The following is a 14,567-nucleotide window of genomic DNA, read 5'->3' as shown; positions in this document are numbered from 1 at the left end:
GCCTTCTGCTTGACAAAGGCGGGGGTCTGGACGTAATGTCCCTCCACGGTTTTAGACCGTTTCTTTTTTTGGCATCTAAGCAGCGGATCGCTGTTTAAACGGATATGGTTGCTTCGAAGTTTTCGAAGCCACAGCATGAAAAACATCCACTAGGAGGATACAATGGCTGTTGTTGAATTTCAAGGCTCTTCTTTTGAGGTTGACGAAGACGGTTTCCTGCAGAAATTTGAAGACTGGACACCGCTTTGGGTTGACTACGTCAAAGATTCTGAAGGCATCAAAGACATTTCTGAAGATCACCAGAAAGTCATCGACTTTCTGCAGGACTACTACAAGAAGAACGGCATCGCACCGATGGTCCGTATTCTGTCCAAAGTCACCGGCTTCAAGCTGAAGCAGATCTACGAACTGTTCCCGTCCGGACCTGGTAAAGGCGCCTGTAAAATGGCTGGCCTGCCCAAGCCCACCGGTTGCGTTTAGTTCGCGACAGAGCTTGTTAAAAAAAGGGCGGAAGCTTCGGCTTCCGCCTTTTCTTATTGCAATGCATGTGTGGATGTGGTGAGCTGGCGAACACATATGGAAATACTCGAATTTTTTACTTGCCAAGCCTATATGCAGTGCGTATAAGACCGAGTTCCACGCAAAAAAATGACAGGAGAAAGTCATGAAAAACGATATTCATCCCAAGACCTTCAAGGCAAAAATCCGTTGCCATTGCGGCTACGAGTCCGAGCTTCTGACCACCAAGGGTGAAGAGCTGGAAGTTGAAATCTGTTCCAACTGCCACCCCTTCTACACCGGCAAGCAGCGTTTCGTTGATACCGCTGGTCGTATTGATCGCTTCCGTAAAAAATACGGAGATCTCAATAGCCTGGCCAAGAAGTAGCTACTTTTTTTCGGCGTCAAGCCGTGAGCATATGCCTTCGATTGGGTTCTACCCTTCGGAGGCATATTCTATTGTGTGGCACCCTTTACAAACTCCGGGGAATCCTTAATTCTGTTCCTTGGCGGCACTCCTTGTTAGCGCGTGCCTCAGATATGATACTTCATCCTTTCACTGGAGGGTAACTTCTTGAATCTGCGAGGACTTTTGACGATGGCTGCGCCTCAGGCAGTGGGTGGTCAGGCTGTGATCGAAGGTGTTATGATGCGCGCCAAGGATAAACTGGCCATAGCCATTCGAAAGCCTGATGGTGAAATAGTCACCGAGATACGGCCCTGGTTCACTATGGTTCGTCATCCCTTGCTCAAGAAACCCTTCCTTCGCGGTTTCCCCGTTCTTATGGAGACCATGGTCAATGGAATCAAGGCGCTCAATTTTTCCGCAATGCAGGCCGCTGATGACGGAGATGAAGATGGAGGCGAACTGACTTCCTGGCATTTGCTGCTGACTATGGTCTTGGCATTGGGAGCCGCTCTTGGATTGTTCGTTGTCCTTCCGCATTTTCTGTCTGTGGGTATGGAATATCTTGGCTGGGCCGGCGATGTGGATTCATTGAGCTTCCATGCCTGGGACGGTGCCATCAAGATGTTCGTTTTCGTGTCCTACATTCTGGCCATTTCATATATACCGGATATCCGTCGCGTTTTTCAGTACCATGGTGCAGAGCACAAGGTGATCTGGACCTGGGAAGAGGGCAGGGAGCTTTCTCCCGATTCCACGCGTTTTTATAGTCGTTTGCATCCTCGTTGCGGTACAGCTTTTTTGTTGTTCGTGCTGGTTGTTTCCATTCTTCTGTATGCCGTGCTTGTCCCGTATCTCCTGACGTTCTTCACACCGGAAAATTTCATTGTTAAGCATCTTTATATTGTCGGTATGAAACTCATCCTTATGGTGCCAGTCAGTTGTGTGGCCTATGAGATGATCAAATTCGCCGGCAAATACAGCAAGAATTCCCTGTGCAAGCTTATGTGCTGGCCCGGGTTGATGATGCAGATGCTGACCACCAAGGAACCTGACGACAGCCAGCTTGAAGTGGCCATTGCTGCTTTGAAGTGCGCTGTGAACCCAGAGGAGTGCTAATATGTTCGGCAAGCTCGCAGAAATTGAAGTAAAATTTAAGGAATTGGAACAGGAGCTTGCCCAGCCCGATATTTTCAATGACCAGGAACGGTACAAGAAAGTATCCAAGGCGCATGCCGATCTTGGGGTCGTGGTTTCGGCCATGAACAACTATAAGCAGGTCGCGCAGGAGATTCAGGACAACAAGGAGATGTTGAATGACTCCGATCCTGATATCCAGGAGATGGCCAAAGCCGAGCTTGCGGAACTCGAACCGCAGTTGCCGGCGCTTGAAGAAAAACTGAAAGTCCTGTTGCTGCCGAAAGACCCGATGGATGATAAGAATATTCTTCTTGAAATCCGTGCAGGTACCGGTGGCGATGAAGCCGCTCTTTTTGCCGCAGACCTTTATCGCATGTACACCCGCTATGCAGAGGTGAACAAGTGGACCGTTGAGGAGATCAGCTCCAATACCACGGGGTCCGGTGGACTCAAGGAAGTCATTGCTTCCATCTCCGGGGACAAGGTCTACAGTATCCTCAAATATGAATCCGGTACTCACCGCGTACAGCGTGTGCCGGCCACGGAGTCCCAGGGACGCATCCATACGTCTGCGGTTACTGTCGCCATCATGGCTGAAGCCGAAGAAGTGGATGTCCATATCCGTAACGAAGATATTCGTGTCGATGTTTTCCGTGCTTCCGGCCCTGGCGGTCAGTCTGTCAATACGACTGACTCTGCCATCCGCATTACGCATGATCCGACCGGCCTTGTTGTTATCTGCCAGGATGAAAAATCCCAGCACAAGAACAAAGCCAAGGCCATGAAGGTGTTGCGCTCTCGCTTGCTTCAGCATGAGCAGGAGAAGGCCAAAGCCGAGGAAGATGCCACCCGCCGCAGCCAGGTCGGGTCTGGCGACCGCTCCGAACGTATTCGCACATACAACTATCCCCAGGGGCGTGTGTCTGATCATCGTATCAATTTGACGCTGCATAAGTTGCCGCAGATCATGGAAGGTGACCTGACCGAGTTGACGGAAGCCTTGATCAATCATTTTCAGTCAGAAGCTCTGAAACACCAAGCCGATTAATCCCCCAGAGGGGCATGCATGTCTTTTACTGTCCAGAATTATCTTGTTGAATCCGAAGCTCGTCTTGCCGGTGTTGACTCGCCTCGTTTAAGTGCCGAGCTGCTGGCCGCCCATGTCCTTGGCTGTTCTCGACTTGCCCTTGTCGTGGATCGGAACAGGGTGTTTTCCGATACCGAAAGGGCTGAGATAGAGTTGCTTCTCAAGCGACGTGAGGCAGGGGAGCCGATTGCGTATATTCTAGGAGAAAAGGAATTCTATGGGCTCGATTTTCAAGTTGGCCCCGGTGTTTTGATTCCTCGTCCGGAAACCGAGCACATTATTGAAGAAGTTGAACAGCTTCACTCGAAAGATAAGGATCTGCATTTCGCTGACCTCGGTACCGGGTCCGGTATTTTGGCTGTCACCATTTCTCATTTGTTTCCCCAGGCCAGCTGCGTTGCTGTAGATATTTGTCAGGACGCTCTGAAAATTGCTTCAGAGAATGCGCGCATGCACGGTGTTGAGGATCGGGTTGAATGTATGGAAGGGGATTTCACGAAGCGTTTGTTTACCGGAGAGTCTTTCGACTTCATCGTTTCCAATCCGCCTTACGTCTCTCAAGTCGAGTTTGAAGAAGCAAGCCATGAGGTCACCGCTTTTGAGCCGACTGGAGCATTGGTGAGTGGTCCAGAAGGACTTGACCATGTGCGTCAAATGTTACCCGAGGTCGTTCATGCTCTGAGGCCAGGAGGGCATTTTTTCATGGAGATTGGCTATAAACAGGGTGACGCCGTAAAAAAAATCATCTCCCAGCACTTCCCGCAATTCGAGGATGTTAAGGTCATTCCCGATCTTGCGGGCCTTGATCGTGTGGTTTTTGCACAAAAAGTCTAATCTCATAAATGCAACACACGGTTCCTCATGTTGTTGTAAAAATACAAATAGTTGCGAAAAAACCACATTTTTCTAGACAAAGTCTTGTCGTAAAAAACAAATAAATTTAAGTGGTTATCCGAAAAGTATCTAATGGCACCGTTCTTGCTATGTTAAGATATCAATCGGAGGAAATATGTCTCAGACTACTATACATAAATCAGTGCGTTGCACAGGAATCGGACTACACAGCGGTAAGCAGGTGGAGTTGGTTCTTCGTCCGGCCGCTGAGGATACCGGAATCCTGTTCTCCCTTCGTAATGGTACCGGTTCCATCTTCATGACCCCTGCCCCCTCTCTGGTCGTTGCGACCAGCCTGGCCACGGTGCTGGGGGACGGTCACGAGGCCGTTGCCACTGTAGAACATCTCCTGGCCGCAGTGAGTGGCATGGGAATCGATAATATTCATATAGAAGTATCCGGTCGTGAGCTGCCCATCATGGACGGTTCCGCCGCATCGTTTGTCTACCTTCTCAAGCAGGCCGGTGTGCGCAAGCTGAACAAGGCTCGCAAGGTTATCGCCATAAAGAAGGTCGTTGAGTTTGAAAAGGATGGCAAGTATATCAAGGCAAAGCCGTTTGATGGTTTGTGCATTGATTATACTATCGATTTTGCGCATCCCCTCATTGGTCGTCAGCAAATGACGCTGGAAGTGACGCCTGAGACATTTGCCAGGGACATTGCCAAGGCCCGCACATTCGGCTTCCTCAAGGAAGTTGATTACCTGCATGCCAATGGCCTGGCCCTCGGAGGCTCATTGGATAATGCTGTTGTTCTGGATGAATACGGCGTTCTCAATGCTGAAGGGTTGCGTTTCAAGGATGAATTCGTTCGTCACAAGTTGCTCGATTTCGTGGGTGATATGGCGATTCTCGGTTCTCCGTTGCATGGCCATTTTGAGGTCTTTGCTTCTGGGCATGCCTTGAATAATGAGTTCCTGCGTCATCTTGATGAGAATAGAGAGATGTATCTCGAAGAAAAGACCTTGCCTCAGCCCGTAGTTGGTGAGGAAGTCTTTGGGTCCGAGGGTGAACAGCCTGTCACCGCAGTAGCTTAATAGAAATTCTCTACGATATATAAAAAAAGGCCCGCCATTTGGCGGGCCTTTTTTTATGCCTTGAACACCATTTCAGTGATGATGCCACCATGACTGAAATTGGGCAGTTTCATTATGCCCAGATTGTCTGGTTGGTCCGTCAATTCAAGGTGGGTTTGTGCGGCAAGATATCGTAAGAGGGCAGTACTGTGTTTAGGATGCTGCATTTTTATTTTGTAAGCAACCTTTCCGTTTCCGTACATGAATTCCACTCTGACCAAGCCCAGCTGGGTGTGATCGAACTCAACGATACTGGTATTCAGTGCCGACTTCTCGTTGTTTTGGTGGACAAACGTGACTTGGCGGCGGCTGTAAGGAGCATACCACGGTTGATAGAGAATTCGCCCCTTTCCTTTTTGTTCTAGCGGAGTTGAGAGTGCGCGCGCGCAGCCTGTCGCGTCGAGATAACATGCGCAGAGTTGAGCGTTGCTGGCAATGAGCTTGAAAAAATCGACTTGAGAGAGACGTGGGCTAACCGCTTTGGCTGATTGAAGTTCTTGTCTGAGAGCGTTTTCAAAAAGAGTACGGGCAGTATCAAATGCACTGGCAAGATTGAGCGGCGTTGATCCCGTTGTCTGGCCCAAGGTCAGTTCCTTGAGAATGATATCAGGGACAAGTTGTTTGATGATAAAGGTCAGCCTGCTTCCCCTGGGGTGATAGACTTCCAATTGGGCGAGTAGCTTGTCGCCGTTGATTTCAACCCAGGCCATGTTATCCGACAGATTCTTGAGTAATATGCCTTTGACTTTTTGGCCGCATCGATGCTTTTGGCGAAATGAATCAGACCGATTCTTTCCTCCGAAAAAGGAATTTCCTCCGCTGCCAGAACCGCTAACACGCATGGAAATACGCTCCGTTAAGCTTGATCGATTATGAGTTCGATCTCTTCAAGGCTCAATCCTGTGGATTTGGCCAATTGCACTGGCGACTTGCCTGCACGGTGGCCTTTTATGATAATTTCTCTCATGAATTGAGGCGACTTACAGTATTCATTTGCGAGATCGACCAGCTTTTGCAGATGGGCTTCCTTTTTCTCCAATTCAGTGTTCAGGGCAACCAATTCCTGTTGCCGCTGTTCAAAAGTAGCGACGAGCTCACTTTCCAGTTGCGTGTTGAACTGCAATCGTTTGATAAAATCATCGTGGTTTGCCTGAAGACCGGACAGGAGCGTTTCCGATTTCCGCAGACGCAGAAAGAAAAGAATGACGATGATGAGCAGGACGACTTCGCTGACAGTAAAGAGGATGATAAGGAGGTTGGACATTCAGTGTTCCTCTGGGGGGCGCTTTGGGTTAAATCTTGACGTTGACGATGTTGCCAGCCCAGGGCGAGGGATTCGAAGAGCCTGTATCAGAAGAAGCTTCATCCTCTGTTTCTTTCTTCTTTCTTTCCGAAGACGCCTGTTGCTGTTCTGCGCTGTGTCCATCGCGTTGAATGGGGTCCGTTGCTGTCTTTTTTTCGACCTGTTGGACCTTGCCCTGCTGTTTTTCAATGTTTTCCCGGAGCAGGGGGTTGAATAATTGTCGTTGGATTTCAGGTTTGGCCTTTTCCGCATGGGCGATCTTCTGCACATACGGCAGTTGCGCGATGAGGATCGGCAGATCCAGCGGAGTCGTACTCATGGCTTACCTCACAAGATATTGTTCGAACATCAGTGTATCGAACTGACCAAAACCCATATATTGGTTTATGATTCCCAGTAATTCCTTCTTGAGTTTCTCACTATTCTCTTTATCGGATAAAAACTGTAAATCCTTATTCTTGAGGTAGTAGAACAGCGCATTACGAACCGTGTATGTTTCCTGTTTGAATTGTCTGGACAGCCCATCGTCTTCTGTTGAGACGAGGACACGGACTTCAAGAAAACGAATTTTGCCCTGTTTGTCTTTCTTTTCGATGAGAAACGGATCGAGCCGAATAATTATTTCCGGTGTCTCCTCCACAAGTGGAGGAGCTTCTTCTTCGGCTACAGTCTCTTCAACAGGGATAGGCGGAGGAGGTGGCGGTTCAGGTTCATCGAAAATCAAAAATACGATGACAAAGAGGAGGAGGACAATGATCCCAAGGCTACCAAGAAAGAGCTTGTTCTTGAAGAGGGAGGCCAGTCCTGGTTTAGAGTCCTCTTCTTTTTCCGTTAGAAGAGGAGTTTCCTCCTCTACTTCGGCTATCTCTTCTTCTTCGTCCTCGTCCTCAAGAAATGGCGCATCGTCAAGGTCGAGATCGACCTTTTGCGTGGCTTTGCTTGCTTCTGAATCGTCAAGTTGGGCCTTGGGCTGTTCGGATCCAGCCTTTTCGGTTGCATCTTCTGCGTCGTCCGGGACAAGCAAAACCATTGTTATCGCCTACCGGCTTTTGGTGGGCGGTTAGGCGAAGATTTTGTCGATCTTCTGGCCCAGTGTTTCGGGAGTGAACGGCTTGACGATATAATTGGACACTTTGGCCTGGACAGCTTCAATGATGTTCTCCTGCTGTGCTTCAGCGGTAACCATCAGGAAAGGAATATCTGCGTATTCTTCGCTTCCGCGAACCTTGCGGAGCAGCTCGATACCGGACATGGTCGGCATGTTCCAGTCGGAGACAATGAAGTCGATGTTGTCTTTGTTCAGGACTTCCCAGGCGGTGGAACCATCATCGGCTTCAACGATATTGGTAAAGCCAATCTGACGAAGAATATTCTTGATAATTTTACGCATGGTGGAGAAATCATCTACAACCAGAACGCGCATGTTTTTATCGTAACTCATTAAAATCTCCTTCTCTGTGTTCTATTCGTTCTCATATCGGTCTCGGAACGTTTTTCTCAATTTAATCAATGCTTGAGAATGCAGTTGGGAAACCCGACCTTCGGTTATGTCCATAACCTCGGCAGTTTCCTTCATGTTCAATTCCTCGCCATAATATAAAGATATGACCAATTTTTCTCTTGGCGTCAATTCTTCAATGAGATTGGCTACTTTGTCAACAATCTCCTGAAAGGCCGCAGACTGAAATGGTTCATCATCAGTCATGTTTTTTTGACCTATTAAATTTTCCTGAAAACTATCAAGACTCAGACACACTTGATTATGAAGTGCTTCAAGTCCATTCTGCACCTCTTTTTCGGTCATGCCTGTGTGGTGCTGCAGCTGCTCCGCAGTGGCCGGACGACCTGTTTCATGCTCAATTTGACGCATGGCGTCTTCGAGCACTTTGACTTTTTGCCTGAGCCCTCTCGAAAACCAGTCCATGCGGCGCAACTCGTCTAGCATGGCTCCCTTGATGCGGTTTTCCGAGTACGTGTCAAACTTGATGCGCAATTCCGGATTGAACTTACTCAAGGCGTCAAGCAGACCAAGACTACCTGCACTGATGAGCTCGTTGAGTTCAACACTTTGCGGCAGTTTTGCCTTGAGTCTGAGAGCGAGAATCCGAATTTTGGGCGCGTAGAAGCGGACGATGTTCTCCCTGTCTCTGGGTGAGAACTCGTCCCATTTTTTGACGCCCTTTTCCAGATCAAGCCACGGATCGTTCTTGGAAGAGGAGTTTTTTCCAGAAGAACTTAATATTGCCATCGGTATTGTTTGTCGCCTGCCAGGTGTTTATTATCTGAGCCGTTTGACGCACGGCCACACTGGCCGGAGTCTTGGGAAATTTATGACAAAACGGTGTTTGAGCAATCACCGCGTTGCGGACGTTGGGATCAAAGGGGATAAAGCCCACAAGATCAAGTGAAATGCCATCCAGAAAATGGTCACAGGCATTCAGGAGTTTGATGTAGACGTCTTTGGCTGTCTTCTTGTCCTTGACCATGTTCACCAGTACACGGAAGCGTTCTACGCCGTGGTGTAGCTTGAGTACCTTGATGAGGGCATATGCGTCTGTCAGGGACGTGGGTTCGGGAGTGATGACAAGGAGACGTTCCTGCACGGCAAGATTGAAGTAGAGGACATTGTCGTTGATGCCTGCGCCCGTATCCACGATGAAGTAGTCGATTTTGTCGTCCAGAGTATCCATGGCATCCAGAAGGTCGAGTTTCTGGCCTGTGTCAAGACTGACCATGTCGCTGACGCCTGAAGAGGCGGGCAGGATACGGAATCCGTACGGCGTTTCATACAGGATCTTGTCTATGGTCATGTTCTCATGGAAGAGATGGAAAAGATTGAGCTTCGGGGCCACTCCAAGAATGACGTCCACATTGGCCAACCCGAGGTCGGCGTCGAGCAGGATGACATTTTTGCCCGCGGCACTGAGAGAGTACGCAAGGTTGACTGACATGTTGGTCTTGCCAACACCGCCCTTGCCGGAGGTTACCGAGAGAACCATAGGTAAATTCGAACTCATGGCGTGTGCCTTGCTCCTTAAGGTTGAATGTCGCCATTAGGTAGTGTGCGCATGAACAAAAGACGCCAAATGGAATCCTCTGCGGCCGTGGCAATGCTGTTTTTCAAACCGGTACCGTACGAAAGGGCGGAAATCGGCAGCCCGCTGGCGAACGCCATGTTCAATAGTAAACCGAATGTACAGGTTTCGTCGAGTTTCGTCCAGATAACGCTTGCAAGTTGTTCACTTTTATATTTCTCGACAAAACGCTCGAATTGAGCGGTGCTATAATACGGGTTGAGGACAAGGTGTATGGAAAGCTCGGGGAGGTTTTGCAACCCGTAGAGCTGCGTCCACTCTGTGAGGTTGGTCTTGCCGGAAAGGCCGGGAAGGTCAATGAGGATCATATCAAACTGCGAAGCTTCCTGTTGCAGTAAAGCGACATCGTCCCGGGTGATAATTTCCCTGAAAGCCAGGCCGGAAAGCTCTGCGTAGTGCTTGAGGACAAGGCGCCCCTTGCCTCGCCCGCCATCGGCCGTGGCCAGACAGATACGCGTTCTGGGGCTTTCCTTTTTAATTTTGAGAGCCAGACGTACCAGCGTGGAGGTCTTGCCTGCGCCGCCGGGCCCTGCAAAGGCATGAAAGGTGTTTGGCCAGTTCCGGGGAGTGAACGGCGTTGCTTTGACCATGGGATCCAGTGTGGTCATTATGGACCCTTTCGGATCTTCTCGCAGGTCACAATAAATCTTTGTCAGCACTTTTTCGTCCACATCTTCTCGTTCCAGATACTCCAGAGCGATTTTCTGCTTGGGCGAGAGGCGATCCATATCCATTTGCGGCTTCATGAGCTGCATGATCTGTCCCTTGATCTGGCTCCACTCACGCTGCCACCCAACGCTCTCCTTGAGCGCGGCGTCGACCACGTTTTCCTTCGTGTTCGGCGGTGCGGACATAACCGGCTGGTTGTCCACTGCGGCTACTATTTCGCAGCCTTTGCATCCGTCCTCGGTGATGGTCTTGTTTGACAGGATCACGGCGTCATTACCAAGTTCCGCCTTGACCTTTGCAAATGCCGCTGTGGAGGTTGCGGCCCTGAACGTCTTCATTCTCATAATCAGTTCCTAAATTTCGACAGTTGCTGCTGACTGAATTTTGACATCTGCTGGAATTTCGGCTTGAGAAATGACCGGCAGGGTCGGGATGAATCGGGTCAACAGTCGTGCGAGTTGAGCTCTAAGCTGGGGAGCCACCAAAAGTATGGGTTGTCCGTCCGCCACCATGGCGTCCTCAGTGGATTTGTTGATAGCCTGGATAAGGCGTTGTGCCACTCCCGGTTCCAAGGCCAGGTAGCCACCTTGTTCGGCAGGGCGCATGGCGTTTCCAAGTATCTCGTCTATCTGGGGACTCATGGTGATAATAGGCAGTACGCCTTCTTCTCCGGTATAGGGCTTGACGATGGTTCTGCCCATTTTGGCACGGACATATTCCGTGAGTTGGACCGGGTCCTGAGTGGCCCCGCCGTAATCGGCCAGTGTTTCCACGATGGTGAGCAGGTCGCGGATGGAGACGTTTTCTTCCACCAGAGCCTGGAGCACTTTCTGGACACCGCCGATGGAGAGCACTGCCGGGACAAGGCTTTCCACAGCCTTGGGGGCACGCTTGGACAGGTTGTCCAGCAGCTCCTGGGTTTCCTGGCGGCCAAGGAATTCGTGCAGGTTGTGTCTGAAGACTTCCGTGAGGTGGGTGGCAATAACCGTAGACGGATCGACAACGGTATAGCCTGCAAGCATGGCTTCTTCCTTCTGTGCTTCCGGGATCCAGACAGCAGGCAGATTGAACGCAGGTTCCACGGTTTCGACGCCTTGGATACGGTGTTTGGCATCGCCGGGGTCCATGGCCAGATAATGGTCGATCAGCAGTTCCGCACTGGCAACAGGGTTGCCCTTGATAAGCACACGGTATTCGCCGGGCTTCAATTGAAGGTTGTCGCGCAGGTGCAGTGATGGGACCACAACGCCCATGTCCAGAGCAAACTGCCGACGGATGGAGCGAATGCGTGAAAGCAGGTTTCCGCTTTGTTCTTCGTCCACGAGAGGAATGAGTCCGTATCCGACTTCCAGTTCCAGTTGATCAAGCGGGAGCAGGGCCTGTACCTCTTCCGGGGTATCAAGGGTACCAACATCTTTTTGTTCGTGTTCTTCTTCATGCAGGCCGAGTTCTTCCTGTTGTTTGGCAGAGAAGTATCCCACTCCGAAGACGATAACTGCCAGTGTCAGGAAGGGGATTGTCGGCATTCCCGGCACGATACCGAAGATTACAAGGATGACGGATACCAGTTTCAGAGCGCGGTGGTGGAAAGAAAGCTGGCCGATGAATTCTTCGCCCATCTTGGCCTCGGCTGCTGCGCGGGAAACGATGATACCGGCAGAGGTCGAGATGATCAGCGAGGGGATAGTCGCGACCAGACCATCACCAATGGTCAGCAGGGTGTATGTCTGAGCGGCATCCATCCATTGCATGTCTTTTTGAATGATACCGATCAGGAACCCGCCGATCAGGTTGATGCCGGTGATCATGAGGCCGGCTTTGACATCACCGGATACGAACTTGCCTGCACCGTCCATGGCTCCATAGAAGTCGGCTTCACGGCGCATGTATTCACGTTTTTCATTGGCTTCCTTTTCATCGATGAGGCCTGCATTGAGGTCGGCTTCAACAGCCATCTGCTTACCGGGCATGGCATCAAGGGTGAAGCGGGCGGCGACCTCAGCGATACGGGTTGTACCTGAGACGATAACGGTTTTGTTCAAGATAAACAGAATCATGAAGATGACGATGCCGATGACATAGTTACCGCCGACAACGAATTCACCGAAACTCTCAATGACTGATCCCGCCGCTGACGAACCTTCATCTCCATGCAGGAGAATGGCTCGCGTAGTCGCTACGTTGAGCGCCAAGCGGAGCAGAGTGGTGACCAGCAGAAGGGAGGGAAAGATGGAAAACTCAAGAGGAGAGGTCATGAACATGGCCGTGACCAGAATGACGAGTCCCAAAGAAATGGAGACTGTAAGCATAAAATCGATGAAGGGTGTCGGCAGCGGAATGAGCATGACAAAGAGAATCGTCACAACACCACTGGCAAGAAGAATATCGCCGGATTTGGCAAACTTGGAGTAGTCTATCTGAGGGACCAGTGATTTGTTTGAAGACTGAGCCATGTTTTTGACACCTCTTGGTCGGTTTTTCATAGGGACCTGGAGGTGGGCTGAGTTTTGCGTAAACCCCTAGCGACTCTTGAATTTTTCCAGCTTTGCCAGAATCGCTGCCACTGCTTGAAACAGTTCCTCCGGGATAGTATCCCCGATCTCGACTTGTTTATACAAAGCCTGTGCCAAGGGGGCGTTCTGTTCAATGGGAATGGAGTGTTCTCGTGCAACTTCCTTGATTCGTTCTGCGAGACGGTTAACGCCTTTTGCAAGAACTCGTGGAGCTGGTGCGACCATGGCGTCATATTGAAGGGCTATGGCAAAATGAGTGGGGTTGGTGATGACGACATCAGCTTTGGGGATATCCTGAAACATTCTGGACGCCATCATTTCCATCATTTTTGCACGTTGTTTCTGTTTGACCTTGGGGTCACCCTCGGCCTGCTTGCGCTCGTCTTTGACCTCGTCCTTGGTCATTTTGATCTGCTCTTCATAATTCCAGCGTTGGTACACCAGATCGACGATGGCTATGATGATCATGGGCACGAGTGCATAACAGGCCATTCTGTATCCGCTAGAGAGAAGAAATGCGATGATGCCATGGACATTGGCGTGAAATAGGGGGAGCAGGTTGGGCATTTCCTGTTTGATGACGATGTAGGGCGCGATACCCACGGCCAATGCCTGAAGGAGGCTTTTTGCCAGCTTGATGAGGGTATCCGGACTGAGCATGAGCTTCTTCAAGCCGCCCATGATGTTTGTGAGTTTGTCGAATTTGGGTTTGAGGGGTTTTGTCGTCCACAGTGGGCCGACCTGCAATCGACCGGTGAGCCAGGCTACAAAGGCGATCACCAACATGAAAGGCACCGTCAGGATAGCCATTTTTTTCAAACCCCAGACAAACAGGGTATAGGCCATGTTCTTGTCAACTTGCAGATTGATGGCTTCTGAGAAGGTCCAATGATAGATTTCGTAAAACTGTTCGTAATAATAGCCGATGAAAATGCGGAGTGAGACGACACCCGCAAGCAGGACCATCACCTTGGAGATTTCTTCTCCCTTGGCGACATTGCCATCATTTCGCTGTTTATCGCGTCGTTTTCCAGTGGCTTTTTCGGTTTTACTTGGATCTTCCTGGCCTATCATGAGGGTACCTTAGAAGTTCAGGGGAGAACCGAGTTTCAGGATGTTTTCATTCATATGGTTCCACGTGGTGAGAAAGTCGCCGACGTACTGTGACATGATGGTAAAAATAAATCCGAGAAAGAAAAATCCAACAGTGATTTTGATTGGAAATCCGAGAACCAGGACATGCATTTGCGGTGCTGCTCTGGAGATCAAGGCCAATGCAAGGTCGACCAGGAAGAGGGCAGCCATGATCGGAGCGGCAATCTTGATGGCCAGTACAAACATGATATTGGAAAAATCAAGGAGATTGGTAACGAGATTTTGACTCAGGAGAAGACCTCCGGGAGGGATGTAGTCAAAACTCATGGCCATGGCGTTGATGAGAAAGAGATGCCCATTCAAAACAAGAAAGGTCAGCATGGTGCACATGTAGAGGAAGTGAGCCGTGACGGCGTTGCTTGTGCCGGTGATAGGATCAACAACGTTGACCATGGAAAAGCCCATCTGGAAGCCGACAATCTGGCCACCAAGTTGTACCGCAGCAAACAGAAAGTTGATGAGCATGCCAAGGATGAGGCCGAGCAGAAGTTCGCCGATGAACATGATGACTATGTCCCACCCTACCGGCATCATTGAACCGGGAAAGGAGAGCTTTGGCCAAAGAGCCATTGAGAGCACGAGCATGACTGCGCCTTTGACCAGATTCGGGATGGATTTTCCTCCGAAAAAAGGCATCAGGAAGAGGACCACACTGATTCTGAACAGTGTGAGAAAAAAGCTGAGTATGTTACTCGGGTTGAATCCAAAAAAGTCCATTAAAATCTCGTTGCA

17 protein-coding genes are annotated in these 14,567 nt (G+C 50.0%); 6 read left to right on the top strand and 11 right to left on the bottom strand.

Annotation, left to right across the window (positions count from 1 at the left end):
* The first annotated feature begins 162 nt into the window (after positions 1 to 162).
* The 6 genes from SRBAKS_RS03370 (at position 163) to lpxC (ending at position 5,061) form a co-directional block, all read left to right on the top strand.
* Positions 163 to 480, top strand: a complete 318-nt coding sequence (locus tag SRBAKS_RS03370) for a TusE/DsrC/DsvC family sulfur relay protein (protein ID WP_229593663.1) — start codon at positions 163 to 165, stop codon at positions 478 to 480.
* 184 nt (positions 481 to 664) lie between these two features.
* Positions 665 to 886 (top strand): 50S ribosomal protein L31, encoded by a 222-nt coding sequence (gene rpmE, locus SRBAKS_RS03365; RefSeq protein ID WP_229593661.1) that lies wholly within the window; start codon positions 665 to 667, stop codon positions 884 to 886.
* A gap of 210 nt (positions 887 to 1,096) precedes the next feature.
* Positions 1,097 to 2,023 carry a DUF1385 domain-containing protein gene (locus SRBAKS_RS03360; protein WP_229593659.1) on the top strand — a complete coding sequence of 309 codons (927 nt, stop codon included), beginning with the start codon at positions 1,097 to 1,099 and terminating at the stop codon, positions 2,021 to 2,023.
* A 1-nt stretch (position 2,024) separates the two neighbouring features.
* The gene (gene prfA / locus SRBAKS_RS03355; protein ID WP_229593657.1) at positions 2,025 to 3,092 is read left to right on the top strand and encodes a peptide chain release factor 1; all 1,068 of its coding nucleotides are present in this window, start codon (positions 2,025 to 2,027) and stop codon (positions 3,090 to 3,092) included.
* 18 nt (positions 3,093 to 3,110) lie between these two features.
* Complete coding sequence (gene prmC, locus SRBAKS_RS03350) at positions 3,111 to 3,965, top strand: peptide chain release factor N(5)-glutamine methyltransferase (protein ID WP_229593655.1); 855 nt, start codon at positions 3,111 to 3,113, stop codon at positions 3,963 to 3,965.
* 175 nt (positions 3,966 to 4,140) lie between these two features.
* Entirely contained in the window at positions 4,141 to 5,061 is a 921-nt protein-coding gene (gene lpxC, locus SRBAKS_RS03345; protein WP_229593653.1) for a UDP-3-O-acyl-N-acetylglucosamine deacetylase, read from the top strand.
* A gap of 53 nt (positions 5,062 to 5,114) precedes the next feature.
* Here the strand turns inward: lpxC and SRBAKS_RS03340 are convergent, their stop codons facing one another.
* The 11 genes from SRBAKS_RS03340 to fliR form a co-directional block, all read right to left on the bottom strand.
* Positions 5,115 to 5,942 (bottom strand): hypothetical protein, encoded by an 828-nt coding sequence (locus SRBAKS_RS03340; RefSeq protein ID WP_229593651.1) that lies wholly within the window; start codon positions 5,940 to 5,942, stop codon positions 5,115 to 5,117.
* A gap of 14 nt (positions 5,943 to 5,956) precedes the next feature.
* On the bottom strand, positions 5,957 to 6,364 hold the full coding sequence (locus SRBAKS_RS03335) for a hypothetical protein (protein ID WP_229593649.1): 408 nt from the start codon (positions 6,362 to 6,364) through the stop codon (positions 5,957 to 5,959).
* Positions 6,365 to 6,392: 28 nt separating this feature from the next.
* A complete protein-coding gene (locus SRBAKS_RS03330) occupies positions 6,393 to 6,722 on the bottom strand; it encodes a hypothetical protein (RefSeq protein ID WP_229593647.1) in 330 nt (109 codons plus the stop codon).
* 3 nt (positions 6,723 to 6,725) lie between these two features.
* Positions 6,726 to 7,433 (bottom strand): flagellar basal body-associated FliL family protein, encoded by a 708-nt coding sequence (locus SRBAKS_RS03325; RefSeq protein WP_229593645.1) that lies wholly within the window; start codon positions 7,431 to 7,433, stop codon positions 6,726 to 6,728.
* 30 nt (positions 7,434 to 7,463) lie between these two features.
* Positions 7,464 to 7,844: a chemotaxis response regulator CheY gene (locus SRBAKS_RS03320; protein WP_229593643.1), complete on the bottom strand. Its 381-nt coding sequence runs from the start codon at positions 7,842 to 7,844 to the stop codon at positions 7,464 to 7,466.
* Positions 7,845 to 7,865: 21 nt separating this feature from the next.
* Positions 7,866 to 8,651 (bottom strand): FliA/WhiG family RNA polymerase sigma factor, encoded by a 786-nt coding sequence (locus SRBAKS_RS03315; protein ID WP_229593641.1) that lies wholly within the window; start codon positions 8,649 to 8,651, stop codon positions 7,866 to 7,868.
* Entirely contained in the window at positions 8,593 to 9,420 is an 828-nt protein-coding gene (locus SRBAKS_RS03310) for a MinD/ParA family protein (RefSeq protein WP_229593639.1), read from the bottom strand. The genes SRBAKS_RS03315 and SRBAKS_RS03310 overlap by 59 nt, the downstream gene beginning before the upstream one ends.
* A 17-nt stretch (positions 9,421 to 9,437) precedes the next feature.
* Entirely contained in the window at positions 9,438 to 10,511 is a 1,074-nt protein-coding gene (locus tag SRBAKS_RS03305; protein WP_229593637.1) for a flagellar biosynthesis protein FlhF, read from the bottom strand.
* Between the two features lie 9 nt (positions 10,512 to 10,520).
* Positions 10,521 to 12,620: a flagellar biosynthesis protein FlhA gene (gene flhA / locus SRBAKS_RS03300; RefSeq protein ID WP_229593635.1), complete on the bottom strand. Its 2,100-nt coding sequence runs from the start codon at positions 12,618 to 12,620 to the stop codon at positions 10,521 to 10,523.
* Positions 12,621 to 12,686: 66 nt separating this feature from the next.
* Positions 12,687 to 13,754: a flagellar biosynthesis protein FlhB gene (gene flhB / locus SRBAKS_RS03295; protein ID WP_229593633.1), complete on the bottom strand. Its 1,068-nt coding sequence runs from the start codon at positions 13,752 to 13,754 to the stop codon at positions 12,687 to 12,689.
* A 9-nt stretch (positions 13,755 to 13,763) separates the two neighbouring features.
* Complete coding sequence (fliR, locus tag SRBAKS_RS03290) at positions 13,764 to 14,552, bottom strand: flagellar biosynthetic protein FliR (RefSeq protein WP_229593631.1); 789 nt, start codon at positions 14,550 to 14,552, stop codon at positions 13,764 to 13,766.
* Positions 14,553 to 14,567: the final 15 nt, after the last annotated feature.

Source organism: Pseudodesulfovibrio sediminis (assembly GCF_020886695.1).
Taxonomy (GTDB): Bacteria; Desulfobacterota; Desulfovibrionia; order Desulfovibrionales; family Desulfovibrionaceae; genus Pseudodesulfovibrio; species Pseudodesulfovibrio sediminis.
The sequence above is the reverse complement of the archived record's forward strand: the minus strand, read 5'-3'. Positions and strand labels throughout refer to the sequence as shown.